This window comes from Streptomyces sp. H27-C3 (assembly GCF_030063415.1).
Taxonomy (GTDB): Bacteria; Actinomycetota; Actinomycetes; order Streptomycetales; family Streptomycetaceae; genus Streptomyces.
Genome location: NZ_JASITA010000050.1, coordinates 30,685 through 48,678 on the forward strand (window position 1 = coordinate 30,685; position 17,994 = coordinate 48,678).

General features: G+C 71.3%; 15 protein-coding genes and 2 pseudogenes. 10 read left to right on the top strand and 7 right to left on the bottom strand.

All coding sequences use genetic code 11. The features are described from left to right. Positions 1-58 precede the first annotated feature (58 nt). From QMK30_RS33590 to QMK30_RS33600, 3 genes are all read left to right on the top strand, one after another. Positions 59-865, top strand: a complete 807-nt coding sequence (locus QMK30_RS33590) for a class I SAM-dependent methyltransferase (RefSeq protein WP_283522121.1) — start codon at positions 59-61, stop codon at positions 863-865. 220 nt (positions 866-1,085) lie between these two features. After that, the gene (locus QMK30_RS33595) at positions 1,086-2,126 is read left to right on the top strand and encodes a C40 family peptidase (protein ID WP_283522122.1); all 1,041 of its coding nucleotides are present in this window, start codon (positions 1,086-1,088) and stop codon (positions 2,124-2,126) included. Positions 2,127-2,933: 807 nt separating this feature from the next. Beyond that, on the top strand, positions 2,934-4,253 hold the full coding sequence (locus QMK30_RS33600; RefSeq protein ID WP_283522123.1) for a PP2C family protein-serine/threonine phosphatase: 1,320 nt from the start codon (positions 2,934-2,936) through the stop codon (positions 4,251-4,253). Positions 4,254-4,356: 103 nt separating this feature from the next. On the opposite strand, the gene QMK30_RS33605 is transcribed toward QMK30_RS33600, so the two are convergent. The 3 genes from QMK30_RS33605 to QMK30_RS33615 form a co-directional block, all read right to left on the bottom strand. Then, entirely contained in the window at positions 4,357-4,704 is a 348-nt protein-coding gene (locus tag QMK30_RS33605) for a DUF2516 family protein (RefSeq protein WP_283522124.1), read from the bottom strand. 196 nt (positions 4,705-4,900) lie between these two features. Then, on the bottom strand, positions 4,901-5,500 hold the full coding sequence (locus tag QMK30_RS33610; RefSeq protein WP_283522125.1) for a hypothetical protein: 600 nt from the start codon (positions 5,498-5,500) through the stop codon (positions 4,901-4,903). 23 nt (positions 5,501-5,523) lie between these two features. After that, entirely contained in the window at positions 5,524-5,985 is a 462-nt protein-coding gene (locus QMK30_RS33615) for a helix-turn-helix domain-containing protein (protein ID WP_283522126.1), read from the bottom strand. A gap of 499 nt (positions 5,986-6,484) precedes the next feature. On the opposite strand from QMK30_RS33615, the gene QMK30_RS33620 reads away from it, so the two are divergent. Further along, positions 6,485-6,859: a PadR family transcriptional regulator gene (locus QMK30_RS33620; protein ID WP_283522127.1), complete on the top strand. Its 375-nt coding sequence runs from the start codon at positions 6,485-6,487 to the stop codon at positions 6,857-6,859. Beyond that, positions 6,856-7,455 carry an HAAS signaling domain-containing protein gene (locus QMK30_RS33625; protein WP_283522128.1) on the top strand — a complete coding sequence of 200 codons (600 nt, stop codon included), beginning with the start codon at positions 6,856-6,858 and terminating at the stop codon, positions 7,453-7,455. Before QMK30_RS33620 ends, QMK30_RS33625 begins: the two co-directional genes overlap by 4 nt. 73 nt (positions 7,456-7,528) lie before the next feature. Here QMK30_RS33625 and QMK30_RS33630 read toward each other — a convergent pair. Then, a pseudogene (locus QMK30_RS33630) lies at positions 7,529-7,729 on the bottom strand (IS5-like element IS4811 family transposase); the annotation flags it as partial. Between the two features lie 369 nt (positions 7,730-8,098). Between QMK30_RS33630 and QMK30_RS33635 the strand changes: the two are divergent. The 3 genes and pseudogenes from QMK30_RS33635 (at position 8,099) to QMK30_RS33645 (ending at position 11,858) form a co-directional block, all read left to right on the top strand. Continuing rightward, positions 8,099-8,953, top strand: a complete 855-nt coding sequence (locus tag QMK30_RS33635; RefSeq protein ID WP_283522129.1) for an alpha/beta fold hydrolase — start codon at positions 8,099-8,101, stop codon at positions 8,951-8,953. Between the two features lie 4 nt (positions 8,954-8,957). Next, a pseudogene (locus QMK30_RS33640) lies at positions 8,958-9,755 on the top strand (MFS transporter); the annotation flags it as partial. A gap of 213 nt (positions 9,756-9,968) precedes the next feature. Beyond that, positions 9,969-11,858: an ABC transporter ATP-binding protein gene (locus QMK30_RS33645; RefSeq protein WP_283522130.1), complete on the top strand. Its 1,890-nt coding sequence runs from the start codon at positions 9,969-9,971 to the stop codon at positions 11,856-11,858. Positions 11,859-11,959: 101 nt separating this feature from the next. On the opposite strand, the gene QMK30_RS33650 is transcribed toward QMK30_RS33645, so the two are convergent. Continuing rightward, on the bottom strand, positions 11,960-13,498 hold the full coding sequence (locus QMK30_RS33650; RefSeq protein ID WP_283522131.1) for a carboxylesterase/lipase family protein: 1,539 nt from the start codon (positions 13,496-13,498) through the stop codon (positions 11,960-11,962). Between the two features lie 93 nt (positions 13,499-13,591). On the opposite strand from QMK30_RS33650, the gene QMK30_RS33655 reads away from it, so the two are divergent. After that, positions 13,592-14,041, top strand: a complete 450-nt coding sequence (locus tag QMK30_RS33655; protein ID WP_283522132.1) for a nitroreductase family deazaflavin-dependent oxidoreductase — start codon at positions 13,592-13,594, stop codon at positions 14,039-14,041. A 73-nt stretch (positions 14,042-14,114) separates the two neighbouring features. Here the strand turns inward: QMK30_RS33655 and QMK30_RS33660 are convergent, their stop codons facing one another. Continuing rightward, positions 14,115-16,169, bottom strand: coding sequence for a HelD family protein (locus tag QMK30_RS33660; RefSeq protein ID WP_283522133.1), 2,055 nt, complete (start codon positions 16,167-16,169; stop codon positions 14,115-14,117). A 95-nt stretch (positions 16,170-16,264) separates the two neighbouring features. Then, the gene (locus QMK30_RS33665; protein ID WP_283522134.1) at positions 16,265-16,909 is read right to left on the bottom strand and encodes a TetR/AcrR family transcriptional regulator; all 645 of its coding nucleotides are present in this window, start codon (positions 16,907-16,909) and stop codon (positions 16,265-16,267) included. Positions 16,910-17,000: 91 nt separating this feature from the next. Between QMK30_RS33665 and QMK30_RS33670 the strand changes: the two genes are divergently transcribed. Continuing rightward, positions 17,001-17,972 (top strand): zinc-binding dehydrogenase, encoded by a 972-nt coding sequence (locus QMK30_RS33670; protein WP_283522135.1) that lies wholly within the window; start codon positions 17,001-17,003, stop codon positions 17,970-17,972. Positions 17,973-17,994 lie beyond the last annotated feature (22 nt).

Genomic DNA, 17,994 nt, shown 5'->3' on the forward strand with positions numbered 1-17,994 from the left:
CTTCCTCAACCTCTACGGACGATCAACCGCACTGCTCACGGGCGCTTACGCTCACCTCATGGCTTCCCGCACGTCCTCCTCGCGCCCGGTGGGCGCCGTGACCCGCGGGACCACCAACCCCAACCGGCTGCGTCGCATGGACCGCTGGATCGCCGCCGTCCACGGCCCCGAGCTGCGGCGTTGCACGGATCCGGTGGCAGTCGACCTCGGGTACGGGGCCGCGCCGTGGACCGCCGTAGAACTGCTCGGCCGACTGCGTACCGTCGCCCCCGCCACCGAGGTGGTGGGCATCGAGATCGAACCGGCCCGGGTCGCGGGCGCGAAGCCGTACGAGCGGGCGGGCCTCGCCTTCCGGCACGGCGGCTTCGAGGTGCCGCTGCCGGACGGGCGGCGCCCCGCCCTGATCCGGGCGGCGAATGTGCTGCGGCAGTACGACGAGGGGGAGGTCGCCGCCGTTTGGGCACTGCTTTGCGGGCGGCTGGCGCCGGGCGGGCTGCTGGTCGAGGGGACGTGCGACGAGATCGGGCGGCGGCACGTGTGGGTCGCGCTCGGGCCCGAGGGTCCGCGCACGGTCACCTTCGCGACCCGGCTCGGGTCGTTGGACCGCCCGTCGGACCTGGCGGAGCGGCTGCCCAAGGCGCTCATCCACCGCAATGTGCCGGGCGAGCCGGTGCACGCGTTCCTGCGGGACTTCGACCGGGCGTGGGCCGCGGCGGCGCCGTACGCCTCGCTGGGCGCCCGGCAGCGCTGGATCAACGCGGTGCGCGCACTGTCCGCCGACTGGCCGCTGACGGACGGGCAACGGCGGTGGCGGCAGGGTGAAGTGACGGTGAACTGGGCCGCTCTCCAGCCGCGCACCGCCTGAAACCTCTTCGGGATCACCTTCAACGCCCCGCGGATTCAGGGAACGTGGGGCTCGGGCCGGTCGTCTGAAAGGTGTGAGTGGGGCGTTCGAACCTGATGGGTGAGGAGCATTCGAAACGGGCGGGCGGGGCCTCTGTCGCTTTGACGGACGGCATGGCAGCATCACGGCAGCGCGCCTAAGTTACTGACGGTAAATCAGATGTGGGATCCGGGGGGAATTCGTGAACGGACGTCGCAGCGCCGCGACAGCAGCCACGCTGACCTGCGCCTTGGCGGTGCTCGCGGTGCCGGGCACGGCGCATGCGGACCCCAAGCCGCCCAGGAGCGAGCAGAGGCTCCAGGAGGTCCGCAGCGAGATCGACGGCCTCTACCGCAAGGCCGCGCTCGCCACCGACTCCTTCAACCTCGCCGAGGAGCGGGCCGACAAGCAGTCGTCGGAGATCGTGAAACTGGCGCGGGAGATCGTCAAGGGGCAGAACAAGATCGACCAGTTGAAGAAGCGGGCCGGAGCCGAGGCGCGCGCCCAGTACCGCGGCGGCGGCCTGCCGGCCGAGGCACGCCTGATGCTCAGCGGCGACCCACAGCTCTTCCTGGACGGCGCGGGCCGGTTCCGCGAAGGCCAGCAGGCAACCAAGGGACTTCTGGGCGAACTGTCCCGCACCCAGGCCGACTTGAAGATCTATACGCAGGACGCGACGGACCAGTGGAAGAAGCTGGAGTCCCACCGCAAGAAGAAGGAAGCGGCGAAGAAGGAAGTCAAGAAGCAGCTCGCCGCCGCCAAGAAGCTCGAATCGACGCTGGAGAAGGAGGAGCGGGCCCGGCTCCTCGCGATGGAGCAGGAGGCGGAGCAGAAGGCGCAGACCGCCTGGCTCGACTCCGGCGCGCTCAAGACCGTCGGAGGCAAGGCGACGGCCTCGGGCAAGACCGCCGTGGCGTACGCGACCGCGCAGATCGGCAAGCCGTACGTGTGGGGCGCGGAGGGCCCGGGGTCCTTCGACTGCTCGGGGCTGACGTCACAGGCGTGGCTCGCGGCCGGACGGGGCATTCCGCGCACCTCCCAGGAGCAGTGGAAGCGACTGCCGCGGGTCGCCACGAAGGACATGCTGCCGGGCGACCTGATCATTTACTTCGGCGACGCGAGCCATGTCGGGATGTATATCGGCGACGGCGCCATCGTGCACGCACCGCGTCCCGGCCGGGACGTGACGATCGCGGGCGCGGGCTCGATGCCGATACTCGGGGTCGTGCGACCGGGGAACTAGCGGGCGGCGGCGCCGGGCTCCGGTGACGGGACGGGCGGGCTTGCCAGGACGGGCGTGATGGGTCCGGTCGGGACGCCGGAGCCCCGGCCTTGGTCGGGACCCCGGGAGCGGAGACCTTGGCTGGCGCTCCGGAGCGACCCCGGTCGGGACGGAGCCGGTCGGGACGCTGGAGGCGGAAGCCTTGGCTGGCGCTCCGGAGCGACCCCGGCCAGGACGGAGCCGGTCAGGGCGCCTGGGCGGCCTCGGTCGGCAGCCGGGCCTCCGGGGCGGGGCCTCGCTCAGGATCCCTCGGCGGCGCCCTGGCCGGGCCCCGGACACGGCCATTGGCGAGCAACTCCGGAGCCCCTCAACCGGATCCGGGGCTGGGCGTCGGCCGGGCCCTGGGCCGAGCCTCCCGGACAGCCTCGATCCGACTTCCTCGGGCGGCCTCCGTCGGCGCCCGGATGCCCTTGGTCGGAACCCCAGCGGGACCGCCCGCGTCAGATCCCTGGGCGCGGCCTCGGCCGGCCCCGGGGTTCTACCAGGGAGGCTTTCGGTTCGCCCCTCGGGCGGGTCCGGGCGGGTCCCTCCCGGGGTGGGCTCCGTCGGGCCCGTGCAACGGTCCCCGGGCGGCGCGCTCGGGGTGATGTTCGTCATGGGTCCCTCCCCCTCCCACCCCGTCGGATGCGTTGTGGGAAGCGGCATATGACGATGACGGTTCCCCTCGGGCCATTCCGTTGCGGCGCCGGGTAACGCTAAGGTCCCCGTTTGGCGGAACGTCGATCGTCGTGCCGCCGCGCCCTCGGGGGGAGGGAAGGAACCCAACCGATGCCCGTACCCATAGCGCGGCAGCGAGCGAGCCCGGCCGTGGAGAACGGTCAGGCCGGTCCGCCGTTGCACCCGACCGGGACCGCGCCGCCCAGCGCACCCACGCCCGCCTCCCAGGAGGCACCGTCCGCGCCGTCCGCCTACGGCACCGACCTGACGCTGCTGGTGATCGAGGACGACCCGGCTGCGACGTTCACCGTGCCCTCGCTGCTCGACGCGGCCGGCACCCGGGTCCGTATCCGCACCGCTCGCAACCTCACCGAGGCCGAGCGGCTGCTCACGGACGACGTCCACTGCATCCTGCTCGACCTCGACCTGCCCGCTCCCGAAGGCGCGGACGACGAGCTGGCCACGCTGCGGCGCGTACTGCGGCTCGCGCCGCGTCACGCCGTGCTGGCGCTGACCGCCGAGACCGACACCGAGCGAGCCACGGAGGCGGTACGGGTCGGCGCCCAGGACTATCTCTTCCGCGACGAGCTGGACGGGCGCCAGCTCAGCCGCGCCATCCGGTACGCGGTGGAGCGCAAGCGCGCCGACACCGCGCAGCACAAGCTCGCCGAGTCACGGCTGCGCGCCCAGGAGAACGCCCGCCTGGAGCGCGGCCTGCTGCCGAAGCCGCTCCTCGAAGGCTCGAACCTGCGCTTCGCCTCGCGCTACCGGCCGGGGCGCTCGCGCGCGCTGCTCGGCGGGGACTTCTACGACACGGTCCGCACCTCCGACGGCACGGTCCACGCGATGATCGGCGACGTCTGCGGACACGGCCCGGACGAGGCCGCGCTCGGCGTGGAACTGCGCATAGCCTGGCGCGCGTTGACCTTCGCGGGCCTGTGCGGCGACGAGCTGCTCTCCACCCTCCAGCAGGTGCTGGAGCACGAGCGCGCGAGCGAGGAAATCTTCGCCACCCTCTGCACCGTCGACATCGCGCCGGACGGCCGCCGGGCCGGTCTGTGCCTGGCCGGACACCCGGCGCCGCTGATCGCCCGCAGCGGCGAGGCCGCGAAGCTTCTTCCGTACGAGAACGGGGGCCCCGCCCTCGGCCTGCTGCCGCGCGCACGCTGGCCGCGCCGGCAGGTGGAGCTGGGCGGCTCCTGGAGCCTGATGATGTACACGGACGGGCTCATCGAGGGCCGCGTCGGCCCGCCCGGCACGAAGCAGCGGCTGGGCCAGGACGGCATGGTCGAGATGATCAATCGTCAGCTGGCAGCCGGACTGAGCGGCGAGGAGCTGCTGGACGCCGCGGTCACCGAGGTGCGGGACCTGAACGGCGGGGAGCTGACCGACGACGTCGCCGTACTGCTCCTGGACCGCGACCGGCCCTGAGTCCGGAGCCCGAAACCCGAAACCCGAAGGAGCCGGCGGGAGCCCGACGAGCGGGCTGCCCCCGAAGGCGCGGCCAGGACCAGGCCCTCACGGGCCCGGGGACTCAGCGACCGCCGTTGTACGGCCCGTAGGGGCCGTCGCTGCTGCTGCCGCCCTTGCGACCGCCGCCTCCGCGACCGCCGCCCGAGACCTCCTTGATCGCGGGCCGTACGTCCACCATGAAGACGATCGTGGCGACGAGCCCGGCGATCTGCAGGAACAGCATCGGGACGAAGAGATTCACGGCCACCGTGACGCCGAGGAGGACCAGCCAGAAGACCTTGGTCTTCTTGTCGGCGGCGCGGTAGGCGTCCTCGCGGGCCGTCGCGGCGAAGAACAGCGCCACCACGGCGAGGACGAGCATGGCGAGGTTGAGCAACGACATCAGAGTGCCGAATCCCGAAAGCAACATGCTGTGCACCGCCTAGAGAGTGGGTGAGCGCCTCGCGGCCAAGGTACCTGGACAACGGGCCGGACACCCATAAGGTGCCCGGCCCGCCTGCCACGTACTACGTACTACGTACTCGCGCACTCGCGCACACGCGCTTGTGCCGATGCGCTCGCGCTGATGCGCTTCTGCTGATGAGCCCAAGTTAATGAGCTCGTGCTTACTTCTCCGCGGCCGGCGTGGCCTTCTTGGCCGTCGACTTGCGCGGAGTGGCCTTCTTCGCAGGAGCGGCACCGGAGTCGGTGCTCTTGGCCTCCGTGCCCGTGCCCAACTCCTTGTCGGCCTCGGCCTCGGCCGCGGTGCCGGTCTCGGTCTCCGGGGCGGGCTCGACGGCGACCGCGATCTCGTTGATCTCCTCGGCCACCTCGCCGCGCCACGTCTTCACGGTCTGCTCGCCGTGCTCGGCGACCCGCTCGTACGTCTCGCGCATCTTGACCGCGGCCTCGGCGGCGTAGCCGACGCCCCGCAGCGCGATGTCCTGGGCCGACTCGCCCAGCTTCTTCAGGTCGGTGTCGATGCTGCCGAGCACCTCGGTGACCTTCGCCTGGGCCTCCTTGGCCTGGCTGACCACCTTGTCCTGCACGACCTTGGGGTCGGTGTTGCGTACGGACTCGATACGGGAAGGGACCTCGGTGCGCAGCTGGTCGATCAGCGCGGGGACCTTCTTCGCCTGCTGCACGGCGTTGTCGGCGGTGCCGGCCACGAAGTAGAGGGGGGTCGGATCGGTGAAGGTCTTACGCAGGTCATCGGTGTTGGCCATGACTGTGGTCCTCCCGGATCAGTTCAGTGTGAGGGTGAGGCGGCGTCAGTGCCGTCGGTGCCGGTCGTGCCCGAGCCGGTCGTGCCCGAGCCGGTCGTGCCCGAGCCGGTCGTGCCCGAGCCGGTGATGTCCGAGCCGTCCAGTCCGTTTTCCTTGCGGAAAGACTCGTAGATCTGCAGCAGCACCTGCTTCTGCCGCTCGTTGATCGAGGGGTCGGCCAGGATGACGGCTCGCGTCTCCAGCTCGTCCCGCTCCCGCTCATCGAGGATCCCTGCCTGCACGTACAGCGTCTCGGCGGAGATCCGCAGCGCCTTCGCAAGCTGCTGCAGGATGTCCGCGCTCGGCTTGCGCAGGCCGCGTTCGATCTGACTGAGGTACGGATTGGACACCCCGGCGGCTTCGGCGAGCTGCCGCAACGACAGCTGCGCGTTGCGCCGCTGCTCGCGCAGATACTCGCCGAGATTTCCGACGTTGAGTGATGCCATGCCTCGATGGTGCGGTACGAGTGCTAACTATTGCAAGCGAATGCTTGCAAAAGTGTTCCACACCACTGCGCCTCAGCACTTCATCCGTCCTGCCTCCGTCCCGTCTCAAGCGACCCGCCCCAATCTCACTAAAGGCGATCCAATTCGGGCCCGCGTCCCACCTGTCGGGTCCCAGACAGGTCGAGGCACCGCGTCGCACTGACCTGCGGTGTCTCGACTTGTGCGGGACGACACCGCAGGGCCTGGCGTCCATCCGTAGGCCGTTGACCTGCGTGCCTACAGAACTCCGGGACTGCCCACACTTCGCCGGGACCGGACATCGCCGAACCTGCTCCGCGACTGGCCACCGTGGGACGAACCTCGGTTTGTCGAGTCACCCGCCTGATTACGGCCTGATGCCGACCCGGAAGGCCGTAAGCACCAGCACCACCAGACTGATGGGTCAAGGGGATCCGCCCCCCCTTCCCATACGCTTGCCTCGCCAGGTATCTTGCATCGCATGGAACCAGGTGATTCGGCCAAACAGGCCCGGGCAGCCGCCCAGCTGCGCAAGGGCGTCCTGGAGTACTGCGTACTCGCCCTGATGCGGGACCGCCCCCGCTACGGCGTGGAACTCCTCCACGCCCTGGAGGACTCCGGCGCCCTGGCCACCAGCCAGGGCACGGTCTACCCGCTGCTCTCCCGGCTCCGCCGCGACGACCTGGTCACCACCACCTGGCAGGAATCCGTCTCCGGACCACCCCGTCGCTACTACGCGCTCACCGACAGCGGCCGGGCCGCGCTCGACGAGTTCACCCGCGTCTGGCCCGGCTTCCGCAACGCCGTCGACGCCTTCCTGACCACCCCACACCCCTCCACCGGAGACCTCACATGAAGACCTCTGCCGACCCCGTACGCGACTACCTCTGCGCCGTCGAGCGCGAGGGCTCCGCACTCCCCGCCGACCGTCGCCAGGAACTCCTCGCCGACCTCACCGAACACATCGAGGTGACGCGCGCCGAACGCCCCGACGCCGCGATCGGCGAGATCCTCGCGGAGTTGGGGGACCCCCGCACGATCGCGGCAACGGCGCTGGCCGAGGCGGGGAACGGGGCTGCCGGGGCCTCGCTCCGGGACGGTGTCGGCGCACCCGCCCGGCGCGGCAAGGTGCACCCGCTGGTCCCGCTCCTGATGCTCACCCTCCCGTTCGTCTTCGCGACGGTCCTCCCCCACGTCCCCGCCGCACAGTTCTGCAGCACCTTGTTCCGCGTCATCGGCGCGGTGCTGCTCTGCACCTCGGTGCACTGGACCTCGGTCCAGAAGACCACTGGCGTTCTGCTCACCGCCGTCCTGCCGACCGTCGCCATCAGCATCTGGATCTCATCCAGCGGCGGCCCGGCGGGCGACGCCACGCCCCTCCTGGCCAACCTGGTAACACTCGCCCTGCTGGCCGGCACGGCAGCATGGCTCTGGCGGGTCCGCCGCGCCTGAGAAGCTGTTTCCGGTCTGCGGGTTTGTCGAGAGCCGTTGGGCGACTGGTGCGGTGACGGAGGGCGGCCGATCAGCGGGTGACGCGGCGGGTCATGGGGGTGATGGCGGCCCAGGTGATGAGGGTTTCGGAGTGCTGGACGAGCCGTTCGTAGTCGCGGGCATGGCGGCGGGCGTTCATCATCCAGGCCAGCGAGCGTTCGACGACGCAGCGGCGGGCGATGACGACGAAGCCGGTGGTGTCCTTGGGCCTGCTGACGGTCTTGATCGTCAGGTTGCTGCGGCCCACCCCGGAGGTCTTCGGTGAAGACGTACCACGTGGAGCAGATTCCGTGAGACGCGGCCAGTAACGACCTCACCCGGTTCCGCCGGTCTCAACGAAACTGCTCTGCCCGGCTCAGGGCCCTGACATCGAGCAGATTCAATGAGATGAGACAGGACATCTCCCCGATGTGTAGGCAGTCCCGCTCTTCTGTAGGCAAGTACGAACTTGCCTACAGAAGAACGGGACCCAGCCATGCGGGCACCCCTTCGAGGCACCAGCCGCACATGGGTCAGCACCGCCATCGAGACCACGGCCAGACATATCGAAGCCCTCTTGAACCCTTGATCTTGTTCCGAAGATCGTTCTGTTGGAGGCTGAGGCATGCGGAATCTGCCGACATTCGTTTTTGTTCATGGGGCCTTCGCGAATTCGTTCTCGTTCGCGCCACTGCAGGCCGAGCTCGCCTTGCTCGGGCACCGCTCGGTCGCGGTCGACCTTCCGGGGCACGGATTCGAGGCGACCTTCCCCGTGACGTACCAGGCTCCCCAGGATCTCGACGCACTCGCCGCAGAACCGGGGCGCATCAAGGGAGTCACGCTCGCCGACAATGCCGCCCGCGTGATCGAAATCCTCGAACGGGCCAAGCGGAACGGGCCCACCATCCTCGTCGCCCACAGCAGGGGCGGCATCACGACCACCGCCGTCGCCAACGCCCGGCCCGAGCTGATCGACCGGATCGCTTACGTCTCCGCCTGGTGCCCCGTCGACCTGGACGTGAGCGACTACTACACCCAGCCGGAGATGGCGGACGTCGACGCGGGAGCCTTCGCTGCCACGCTCGTCGGGAACCCGGCCGAACTCGGTCTGCTCCGGACCAACTTCCGCACCGCCGACCCGGCGGCGCTCGCCGCGTTCAAGCGAGCGTTAGCCGCCGACCTCACCGATGACGAGTTCCGGACCTTCCTGAATTCCTTCCAGCCTGATGAGAACCTGGACGCCGGTACGTCCGCCGACCGGGCACAGGCCACGACCTGGGGCCGGATTCCCAAGACCTATGTGCGCCTGGCCGCCGATGCCAGCGTTCCGCTCGCCGTGCAGGACCGCATGATTCGCGAAGCCGACGCGCTCACACCCGACAACCCCTTCGACGTCCGGACACTCAAGGGGAGTCATCTGCGCTGGCTCGTCCACCCGAAGCCCGCCGCCGAGCTGCTCGCAAACCTCGCGGCGCGCTGACACTCCACTACACCTCCAGGGCAAGGCGATCACCGTCGTCATGACCGGCATACCGGTCGCGCTGGCGCTGGGTGTGCCCGCGGGGACCTTCCTCGGCGAGGCGCTCGGCTGGCGGGTGACGTTCGCGCTGATGACCGTGATCGCCGTGGTCGTGATCGGCTGGATCAGGGTCTCGGTCCCCGACCACCCCGGGCAGCGCGCGGAGGCCAGGACCCCAATGCTGCGGACTCTCGCCCTGCCCGGCGTGGCACCCGTCCTGTTCGTCACCCTGGTCTTCGTACTCGCCCACACCATCCTCTACGCCTACATCGCGCCGTTCCTCAACGGCCTCGGCATGGGCCGCTCGACCGGGCTCGTCCTGCTGGTCTTCGGCCTCGCGTCCCTGGTCAGCATCTGGATCGTGGGCGCGCACATCGACCGCCGGCTGCGCACGCTCACCATCGCCGGCACGGTCCTGTTCGCCGTGGCGGCCACGATCCTGGCGGTGCTCGCCGACAGCCCCGCCCTGGTCTACGCCGCGGTGACGCTGTGGGGGCTCGGATTCGGCGGCGTGCCCACCCTGCTCCAGACCGCCGTGGCCGATGCGGGCGGCGAGTCCGCGGACGCCGCGCAAGCCATGCTCGTAACGCTGTGGAACGCGGCGATGGCGGGCGGCGGAGTCGTCGGCGGGATCCTCCTCGACCGCCTGGGCGCCACCTCCTTCCCCTGGGCCGTCCTGGCTCTGCTGGCACCGGTGTTGGCCGTGGTCGTCGTCGCCCGCATCCACGGCTTTCCGGGCGGGCGTGTACGTACGACGTCCTGAACCCGGGCTTCCCGGCGGGCGGCGCGCACGTACAGCATCCTGAACTGGCGCGTCCGCCCGTACGGCGGCGCCGCGTCGCCGGTCACTCGTTCGGACGGGACCCGGGGAAGCGTTTGACCTCAAGAATGGTTGAGGTTCTAGCGTTCGTTGTGCGCCCCGGGCCACGCCGGCCGACGGGCACCGCGTCGGCCCATCAGATTTCGGAGGCACCCCATGGACATGGAAGTCACCGCGTGGACATCGCTGCACAGCGCGATGAACGCTCAGCAGGACCGCAGGCCCTTCTCCCGGGCCACCCTGCGCCGCATTGCCTCCTTCGCCCGCCCGCACCGGCGGCAGCTCTACCAGTTCCTGGTGCTCAGCGTGGTCACCGCCCTGCTCGCGGTGGCCACTCCGGTGCTCGCCGGCCGTGTCGTGGACGCGATCGTCCGGGGCAAGGAGTCCGGCACGGTCACCCGGATCGCGCTGCTCATCGCCGTCATCGCCGTCGCCGAGGCGGGGCTCGGTCTGCTCACCCGCAGGCTGTCTGCCACCCTCGGCGAAGGGCTGATTCTCGACCTGCGCACGGCGGTGTTCGACCACGTCCAGCGGATGCCGGTCGCCTTCTTCACCCGTACCCGCACCGGCGCGCTCGTCAGCCGGCTCAACAATGACGTCATCGGCGCCCAACGGGCCTTCAGCAACACCCTGTCCGGCGTCGTCTCCAACCTCGTCACCCTGCTGCTGACCCTCGCCGTGATGCTCAGCATCTCCTGGCAGATCACCGTGCTCGCGCTGGTCCTGCTGCCGGTGTTCGTCATTCCCGCCCGCCGGATGGGCGCCCGGATGGCGAAGCTCCAGCGCGAGGCCGCCGATCTCAACGCGGCCATGGGGACGCAGATGACCGAGCGGTTCTCCGCCCCCGGCGCGACCCTCGTCAAGCTCTTCGGGCGGCCCGCCGACGAGTCCACCGAGTTCGCGGCGCGCGCCCGGCGGGTGCGCGACATCGGCATCCGTACGGCCATGGCCCAGTCCACCTTCATCACCGCGCTCACCCTGGTGTCCGCCCTGGCGCTCGCCCTGGTCTACGGCCTCGGCGGCTTCTACGCCCTGCACGGCAGCCTCGAACCGGGCGCGGTCGTCGCCCTCGCCCTGCTCCTCACCCGCCTCTACGCCCCGCTGACCGCGCTGGCCGGCGCCCGGGTCGAGGTGATGAGCGCCCTGGTGAGCTTCGAGCGGGTCTTCGAGATCCTCGGCCTGAAGCCGCTGATCGCCGAGAAGCCGGACGCCCGCCGGGTGCCGGACGGGCCGGTGTCCGTGGAGTTCGACCAGGTCTCCTTCGCCTACCCGTCCGCCGACAAGGTCTCCCTGGCCTCCCTGGAGGACGTCGCGACGCTGGACGCCCGCGGCGGCACGGATGTTCTGCACGGTGTCTCCTTCCGCGCCGAGCCCGGCAAGATGGTCGCCCTGGTCGGCTCCTCCGGCGCGGGCAAGTCCACGATCGCGCAGCTCCTGCCGCGCCTGTACGACGCCGACGCGGGGGCGGTGCGGCTCAACGGCGTCGACGTGCGCGACCTGAGCGCCGACTCGATCCGCGAGACCCTGGGCATGGTCACCCAGGACGGGCACCTCTTCCACGAGTCGGTCCGCGCCAACCTGCTCCTCGCCCGGCCCGACGCCACCGAGGAGGACATCTGGGACGCCCTGCGCCGCTCCCGCCTCGACGACCTGGTGGCCGCGCTGCCCGACGGCCTGGACACCGTCGTCGGCGAACGCGGCTACCGCTTCTCCGGCGGCGAACGGCAGCGGCTGACCATCGCCCGGCTGCTGCTGGCCCGCCAGCGGGTCGTCATCCTCGACGAGGCGACCGCCCACCTCGACTCCACCTCCGAGGCAGCCGTCCAGGAGGCCCTGGCGGAGGCACTGGAGGGCCGGACCGCCGTGGTGATCGCGCACCGGCTCTCGACCGTACGGGCCGCGGATCTGATCCTGGTCGTCGAGGACGGCCGGGTCGTGGAACGCGGCACCCACACGGAGCTGCTGGCGGTCGGCGGCCGGTACGAGGAGCTGTACCGCACGCAGTTCGACCGCCCGGAGGCGGAGGAGCCGCAGGCCGTGCGCTGAGGCCGACGACCGCCACCGGACACTCCGGATGTCACATTCTCCCGTCGCGGCCCGTCGAAGCCGTGAAGGCAGGCGCGGCACCGGGCCGATACGCCGTCGGCTCAGGGGCGCAGCGGTGGGAAGCCGACCGTGCGCCACAGCGGCCGGGCGTCGATGGGCGGCAGTGTCTCGGCCGTGCCCCAGACCCGTACAGGGGTCGGGCCTGGGGGGTCGGTCGGGGCTGCGGGGGTGAGAGGTTCCCAGCCCGGGTCGCCGGTCGTGGCGTACGCCGCCCACGCCGCCACCATCCGGTGCGACAGCTCGTGGTCGGCGGGGGTCGGCGGCCCGCCGACGAGGAAGTGCAGATTCTCGTCGGCGAGGTTACCGAAGGCGAAGGGGAGGTCCGCGCAGTGCCAGGCGCGGACCTCCCCTTCGCCTTCCCCTTCGCCTTCTGCGCCGGTCCGCTGCCGGACGAAGCGGGACAGGAAGGCCCGGCCGCCCGCCTTCGCGTGCTGTTCGGCGAGTCGCGTGCTGTATTCGCCGAACAGCAGGTCGCCGAGAATCGCGAGATGGAGGTCGTGCGGCGGAGCGTCCGGCATGAGCGCGCGGTAGCCCGGTACGACCGTGTCGGGCAGCCCGAAGTCCTGTGAGAAGGCGGTCAGTTGTGCGTCGGTAGTGACCTTGGCGCTGCTGCCGACCGCATCCATCAGCCAGTACTCCCGCGTGGTGTGGCAGACCAGCAGGTCCACCTCGCGGGCCGCGCCCGTGGCCACCGTGGCCAGGGGGTCGGCAGGGAGTAGGTCCCCGTCGGCGACCGGGCCGTAGAGCACGGGGTTGTAGTGGCGGAACCCGGCGGCGGGGTCCTTCCGGTACTGGTCGGTGACCTGGTCGGAGGCGGTGACCAGGGCGTGCGGGGAAGCGGACAGCAGTCCCGCCGCCGTGGCCGGGACCCCTGCCGCGGCTGCGACCCTCCCGGTGGTCTCGGCGGCGAGCTCGGCCGAGTAGCAGGGGCCGACGGCGCTGTGGGCGATGGCCCGGCGGAACAGTCCGCGCGCCCGGTCCGTCCCCATCAGGCTGGCGACCGAGGCCGCACCGGAGGACTGCCCGGCCACCGTGACGTTGTCGGGGTCGCCGCCGAAGCCCGCGATGTTGTCGGCGACCCACCGCAGGGCGGCGACCTGGTCGAGCAGGCCCCGGTTGTCCGGGAACGGGGGGTCCATGAGCGTGCCGTCGGCAGGCAGGTGCCCGAAGCCCTCGAAGCCGAGCCGGTAGTTGAGGGTGACGACGACCAGCCCGGCGCGGGCCAGCGCGGCGCCGTCGAAGTCGGGCTGCGCGGAGGATCCGAAGGTGTACGCCCCGCCGTGGATCCACACCAGGACCGCCAGGCCACCGGCGCCCTGCGGTGTCCAGACGTTGAGCGTGAGGATGTCCTCCTCGCCGGGCGACCAGTGCGGCGCACCCGGCAGCCGTGCCGACTGCGGTGCGATCGGGCCGAAACCGGCACAGTCCCGCACGCCGGACCAGGGCCGGGGCGGGCGTGGCTCGCGGAAGCGATTGACGCCGAAAGGCGGTGCGGCGTAAGGGATCCCGAGTACCGCGGCGACATCGGGGGCCGGCCGAAAGCCCCGTACGGACCCGGCCGTTGTCCCGAATACGTCCATCGTGCTTCCTCTCGGCGCCCGGCCCTGCCCGGCGCTGTCCGGTACTTTTCAAACAGCCAGCCAGCAGCGAGCGAGCACGAGTAGGAGAAATATGTGACGCAGAACGACGACGGCGGTGCGGTCGCGATCAGCCCCACAGGCTGGGTCGCGCAACAGGCAGAACTTTACGAGAAGTCCGGCGGCACCAAGGGCACCACCATCCAGGGCGTCCCCTGCCTCCTGCTGGACTACGTCGGCCGGCGCAGTGGTGCGACGCGGCGCACGGTGCTGATCTACGGGCGTGACGGCGAGGACCACCTGATCGTGGCGTCGAACGGCGGCTCCGACAACCACCCGCTGTGGTTCCTCAACCTTGAGGCCAACCCCGACGTCCAACTCCGCGTCGGGACCGAGCGGTTCGCTGCCCGCGCCGAAACACTCTCCGCCGAGGACAAGGCCCGGGTGTGGCCGCACCTGGTGGAGCTGTTCCCGACGTACGCCGACTACGAGAAGAAGAGCAGCCGCGACATTCCGGTCGTGCGGCTGCGACGTACGGCCGGCTGAGGCGAGGGCCGGAGAGGGGGTCGCCCCGAGAGGGAATCGTCCCGAGAGCGCTGCGGCGACTCCCTCAACTCGCCTACAGTGGCGGGCACTTGCTGCGATTCGACGGTGTCCCGGAGTTGCTGTCGTCCAGCATCTCCGCCGGAAGCGGGCGGCAGTGCAGGACGTCGAGGCGGCTCACCGCGCGCGTGAGGACCACATAGAGCCGGTGCAGGCCGCGCGGTTCGGCGCCGACGATCGCGGCGGGTTCGACGGCGACGACGTGGTCGTATTCGAGGCCCTTGGCGAGCGCGGCGGGCAGGACGGACACCCGCGGCGCACTGCCCGCCGCCAAGGGGCCGCCGCCGGTGACCCCCGCCGCGGCCAGCGCCTCGCGCAGCGCGGGCACCTGCGCCTCGTCCGCGATGACGCCCACCGATCCCTCCCGGGTCAGTGCGGCCCGTACCGCCTCGACCGTCGCCACCGTCAGATCCCGCACCTCGCGGATCGCCAACTCGCCGTCCGTGCGCAGCGAATGACCGGGCGGTACGTCGACGTCCAGCGCCCCGAGCAGCCGGTTCGCCAGCTCCACGATCGCCGCAGGGACGCGGAACCCCTTGGTCAGCGGGACGACGGCGGCCGCGCCCTTGCCGAGGTGGGCGAGGAGTTCGGGCCAGTTGCGGGCCGCCCACGGTGTGGTGCCCTGCGCGAGGTCGCCCAGTACCGTCACCGAGCCGAAGTCGACGCGGCGGGCGATGGCACGGCACTGCATCGGGGAGAGGTCCTGCGCCTCGTCGATGACGACATGGCCGTAGCTCTCCGGGCGTTCGACGAGACCCGCGACCTCGTCGATCAGCACCAGGTCGGCGGCCGACCACTTCACGCTTCTGAAGGACCGCGGCGGCTTCGCCCAGCGGATCGCCTGCCGCTCGTCCTCGGTCAGACCCGGGTCGACGGCGGCGGTGAGCACCTCGGCCACGATCTCCTCGGGCAGGACCTTGGGCCACACCGAGTCGACGAACGCGGAGACAGGCCTGGCCCGGCCCATCCTGCGCAGCCACTCGTTGTCGGGCTGCCCCGCGCGCCGTTCGGCCTGGAGCCGCAGGAGGCGTACGGCGCGGGTGCGTACGCGTTCGCGGCCGACGGCGTACGGGGGCGCCTCGGCCCGTACCTCTTCGACGATCCGTGCCAGCTCGGCGAGCGGGATGCGCCAGGTGTACGAGCCGTTGGGGACGGCGAGCGATGCGGTGGGCGCCGACACCCGACCGTAGAGCGCGCGGTGCAGCACGGCCGCCATCGGGGCACTGTGCTTGACGGCCGCAGCCGCGGGGGCGTCCAGGGCGCGCACCGGGTGGCGGGCCAGTTCGTCGTCGACCGTGGACTGCCTGATGCCTCCTTCGCCGAGTGCGGGCAGCACCTCGGCGATGTAGGAGAGGAAGGTGCGGTTGGGGCCGAGGATGAGCAGGCCGCTGCGGACCAGGCGCTGCGGATGGGTGTAGAGGAGGTACGCGGCGCGGTGCAGGCCGACGGCGGTCTTGCCAGTGCCGGGGGCGCCCTGCACACAGACGGACCGGGTCAGCTCCGCGCGTACGAGCGTGTCCTGTTCGGGCTGGATGGTGGCGGCGATGTCACGCATCGGGCCGACCCGGGGGCGCTCGATCTCCCCGGCCAGGATGCGGCTGACCGCAGCGGGGCCCGGGGCCGCGGAGACCAGCGGCTCGTCCTCAAGGCCGGTCAGGTCCTCGGAGGCACCCTTGCTCCAGGGTGCCCAGCCGAAGCGGCGGCGTACCGCGACGCCCTGCGGGTCACGGGCGCTCGCCTGGTAGAAGGCGCGGGAGACGGGCGCGCGCCAGTCGATGACCAGGGGCGGCTCGGCGGGGTGCTCGATGATGCGGCGGCGGCCGATGTGGTGGCTGCGGCCGTCGGCCAGGTCGAGGCGGCCGAAGAAGAGCGGGCTCTCGGGCTCCTCCCCCAACTGCTTCGCGTAGCTGCGCAGGTGGTAGCCGAGCGACTCGGCGTCCGCGCCGGACGCGGAGACGTCCTCGCCGGTGACGACCTGTTCGTCGGCGCCCTCGATCATGCGGGCCAGGGCTGCGCGGCAGGTGTCGTGGAAGGTCCGTTCCCGGCTGAGCTCATGGTCGAGTGACGTCATCCACTCAAGATAACGTAACCGAGTAACGAATTAAACTTCACATCGAAATCCGGTGCTCGAATCCCGGTGCTCGAATCCCGGTGCGCGCTACCGGCTCAGAAGTACGCCGCCAGCCCCGTCCGCAGCTGCCCGAACGCCAGGTTCGCCGCCGCCACCGCCTCGGGCAGGACCGCGTCCGCACCCTCCCCCGCCTCGATCCGCCGCCAGTTCTCCTCGGCGAGGATCCGCCGCACCGCGACGATCTGCCCGGCCGCGAGCCGCGCCCCGAGCGGGTCGGGCCCGCCGAGGGCTACGGCCAGCGCCTCCTCGGAGCGGGTCACGTACGCGCGCAGCCTGGCCACCAGGCTCGGCGTCCCGTACAGCAGCCGATGGAAGGCGAGCACCGCCGGTTCGTCACTGAGCCCGCTCACCGGGTCGCGCCGGTCGAGGCCCGCCAGGAAGTGCTGTCGCAGGGCGTCCAGCGGCGAGAGCCCCGCCGGGCGACCGGTCACCACCCGCGCCGCCTCGTCCTCGTGGTCGGCGAACCGGTGCAGCGCCAGGTCCTCCTTGGCCGGGAAGTAGCGAAAGAGGGTCGGCTTGGAGATCTCGGCGGCGGCGGCCACCTCCGCGACGGAGACCTGATCGAAGCCCTTCGCCAGGAACAGACCGATCGCGGCGTCGGAAATCGCCTGGTACGTCCGCTGCTTTTTGCGCTCGCGCAGCCCCATACCGCCGCCACTGCCGTCCGTTTCACCGCTCATGGGCAGAAGCGTACGGGGAGGCCTTGACCTCAACCGTCCTTGATGTCTGAGACTCCTCGTACAGGCAACAACCGAGCGGGGAGTGGACATCATGCGCGCGATTCAGGTGACGGAGTTCGGCGGTCCGGAGGTCCTGGTGGAGACCGAGCTGCCCGACCCGGTGGCCGGGCCCGGCGAAGTGGTCGTCGGGGTGGCCGTGGTGGACACCATCTTCCTGGAGACACAGATCCGCGAGAGCTGGGGCCCGCAGTTCGGCGTCACCCCGCCGTACGTGCCGGGCGGCTCGGCGGCCGGCACCGTGCTCTCCGTCGGCGAGGGCGTGGACCCGTCGTGGACCGGACGCCGGGTGGTGGCGGGACCAGGAATCCAGGGGTCGTACGCCGAACAGCTCGTCGCCCCCGTCGACCGGCTCACCCCCGTCCCGGACGGCCTCGGCCTGCGCGAGGCCGCCGCGCTCGGCCACGACGGGGTCACCGGCACCGGCATTACGCAGGCCGCGCGAATCCAGCCCGGCGAGCGGGTGCTGATCCTGGGGGCGTCGGGCGGCATGGGCACCCTCCTGGTGCAGCTGGCGCACGCGGCGGGGGCGCGGGTCGTCGGAGCCGCGCGGGGGAAGCGGAAGCTGGATCTCGTACGGGAGTTGGGCGCCGACGCGGTTGTCGACTACTCCCAGGACGGCTGGGCCGACCGGGCACGCGAAGCGCTCGGCGGAGCGGGCGCGGACCTGGTGCTCGACGGCGTGGGCGGCGAACTCGGTCTGACTGCCTTCGAGTTGACCGCCACGGGTGGCCGGTTCTCGGCGCACGGGGCGTCGAGCGGCGGCTTCTCCCCCATCGACGCGGCGGAGGCACAGCGCCGGGGGATCACACTGCGGGGCATCACCGAGGTGCAGTTCGAACCGGACGCCATCACGCGGCTGATGGCCGTCGCGCTCGCGGAGGCGGCGGCGGGACGGCTGCGACCGGTCATCGCCGAGACCTTCCCACTGGCGCGGGCCGCGGACGCGCACCGGGCGATCGAGGCCCGGTCCGTACTCGGCAAGGCGCTGCTCACCGTGGGCTGACGGTCGGGCGCCGGGGTGGGGT

What these genes read in the sequence shown, in the direction of transcription:
- QMK30_RS33590 (WP_283522121.1), top strand. Translation starts at nt 59, where the DNA reads ATGGCTTCCCGCACGTCCTCCTCGCGCCCGGTGGGCGCCGTGACCCGC.
- QMK30_RS33600 (WP_283522123.1), top strand. Translation starts at nt 2,934, where the DNA reads ATGCCCGTACCCATAGCGCGGCAGCGAGCGAGCCCGGCCGTGGAGAAC.
- QMK30_RS33605 (WP_283522124.1), bottom strand. Translation starts at nt 4,704, where the DNA reads ATGTTGCTTTCGGGATTCGGCACTCTGATGTCGTTGCTCAACCTCGCC.
- QMK30_RS33610 (WP_283522125.1), bottom strand. Translation starts at nt 5,500, where the DNA reads ATGGCCAACACCGATGACCTGCGTAAGACCTTCACCGATCCGACCCCC.
- QMK30_RS33615 (WP_283522126.1), bottom strand. Translation starts at nt 5,985, where the DNA reads ATGGCATCACTCAACGTCGGAAATCTCGGCGAGTATCTGCGCGAGCAG.
- QMK30_RS33620 (WP_283522127.1), top strand. Translation starts at nt 6,485, where the DNA reads ATGGAACCAGGTGATTCGGCCAAACAGGCCCGGGCAGCCGCCCAGCTG.
- QMK30_RS33625 (WP_283522128.1), top strand. Translation starts at nt 6,856, where the DNA reads ATGAAGACCTCTGCCGACCCCGTACGCGACTACCTCTGCGCCGTCGAG.
- QMK30_RS33635 (WP_283522129.1), top strand. Translation starts at nt 8,099, where the DNA reads ATGCGGAATCTGCCGACATTCGTTTTTGTTCATGGGGCCTTCGCGAAT.
- QMK30_RS33645 (WP_283522130.1), top strand. Translation starts at nt 9,969, where the DNA reads ATGGACATGGAAGTCACCGCGTGGACATCGCTGCACAGCGCGATGAAC.
- QMK30_RS33650 (WP_283522131.1), bottom strand. Translation starts at nt 13,498, where the DNA reads ATGGACGTATTCGGGACAACGGCCGGGTCCGTACGGGGCTTTCGGCCG.
- QMK30_RS33660 (WP_283522133.1), bottom strand. Translation starts at nt 16,169, where the DNA reads ATGACGTCACTCGACCATGAGCTCAGCCGGGAACGGACCTTCCACGAC.
- QMK30_RS33665 (WP_283522134.1), bottom strand. Translation starts at nt 16,909, where the DNA reads ATGAGCGGTGAAACGGACGGCAGTGGCGGCGGTATGGGGCTGCGCGAG.
- QMK30_RS33670 (WP_283522135.1), top strand. Translation starts at nt 17,001, where the DNA reads ATGCGCGCGATTCAGGTGACGGAGTTCGGCGGTCCGGAGGTCCTGGTG.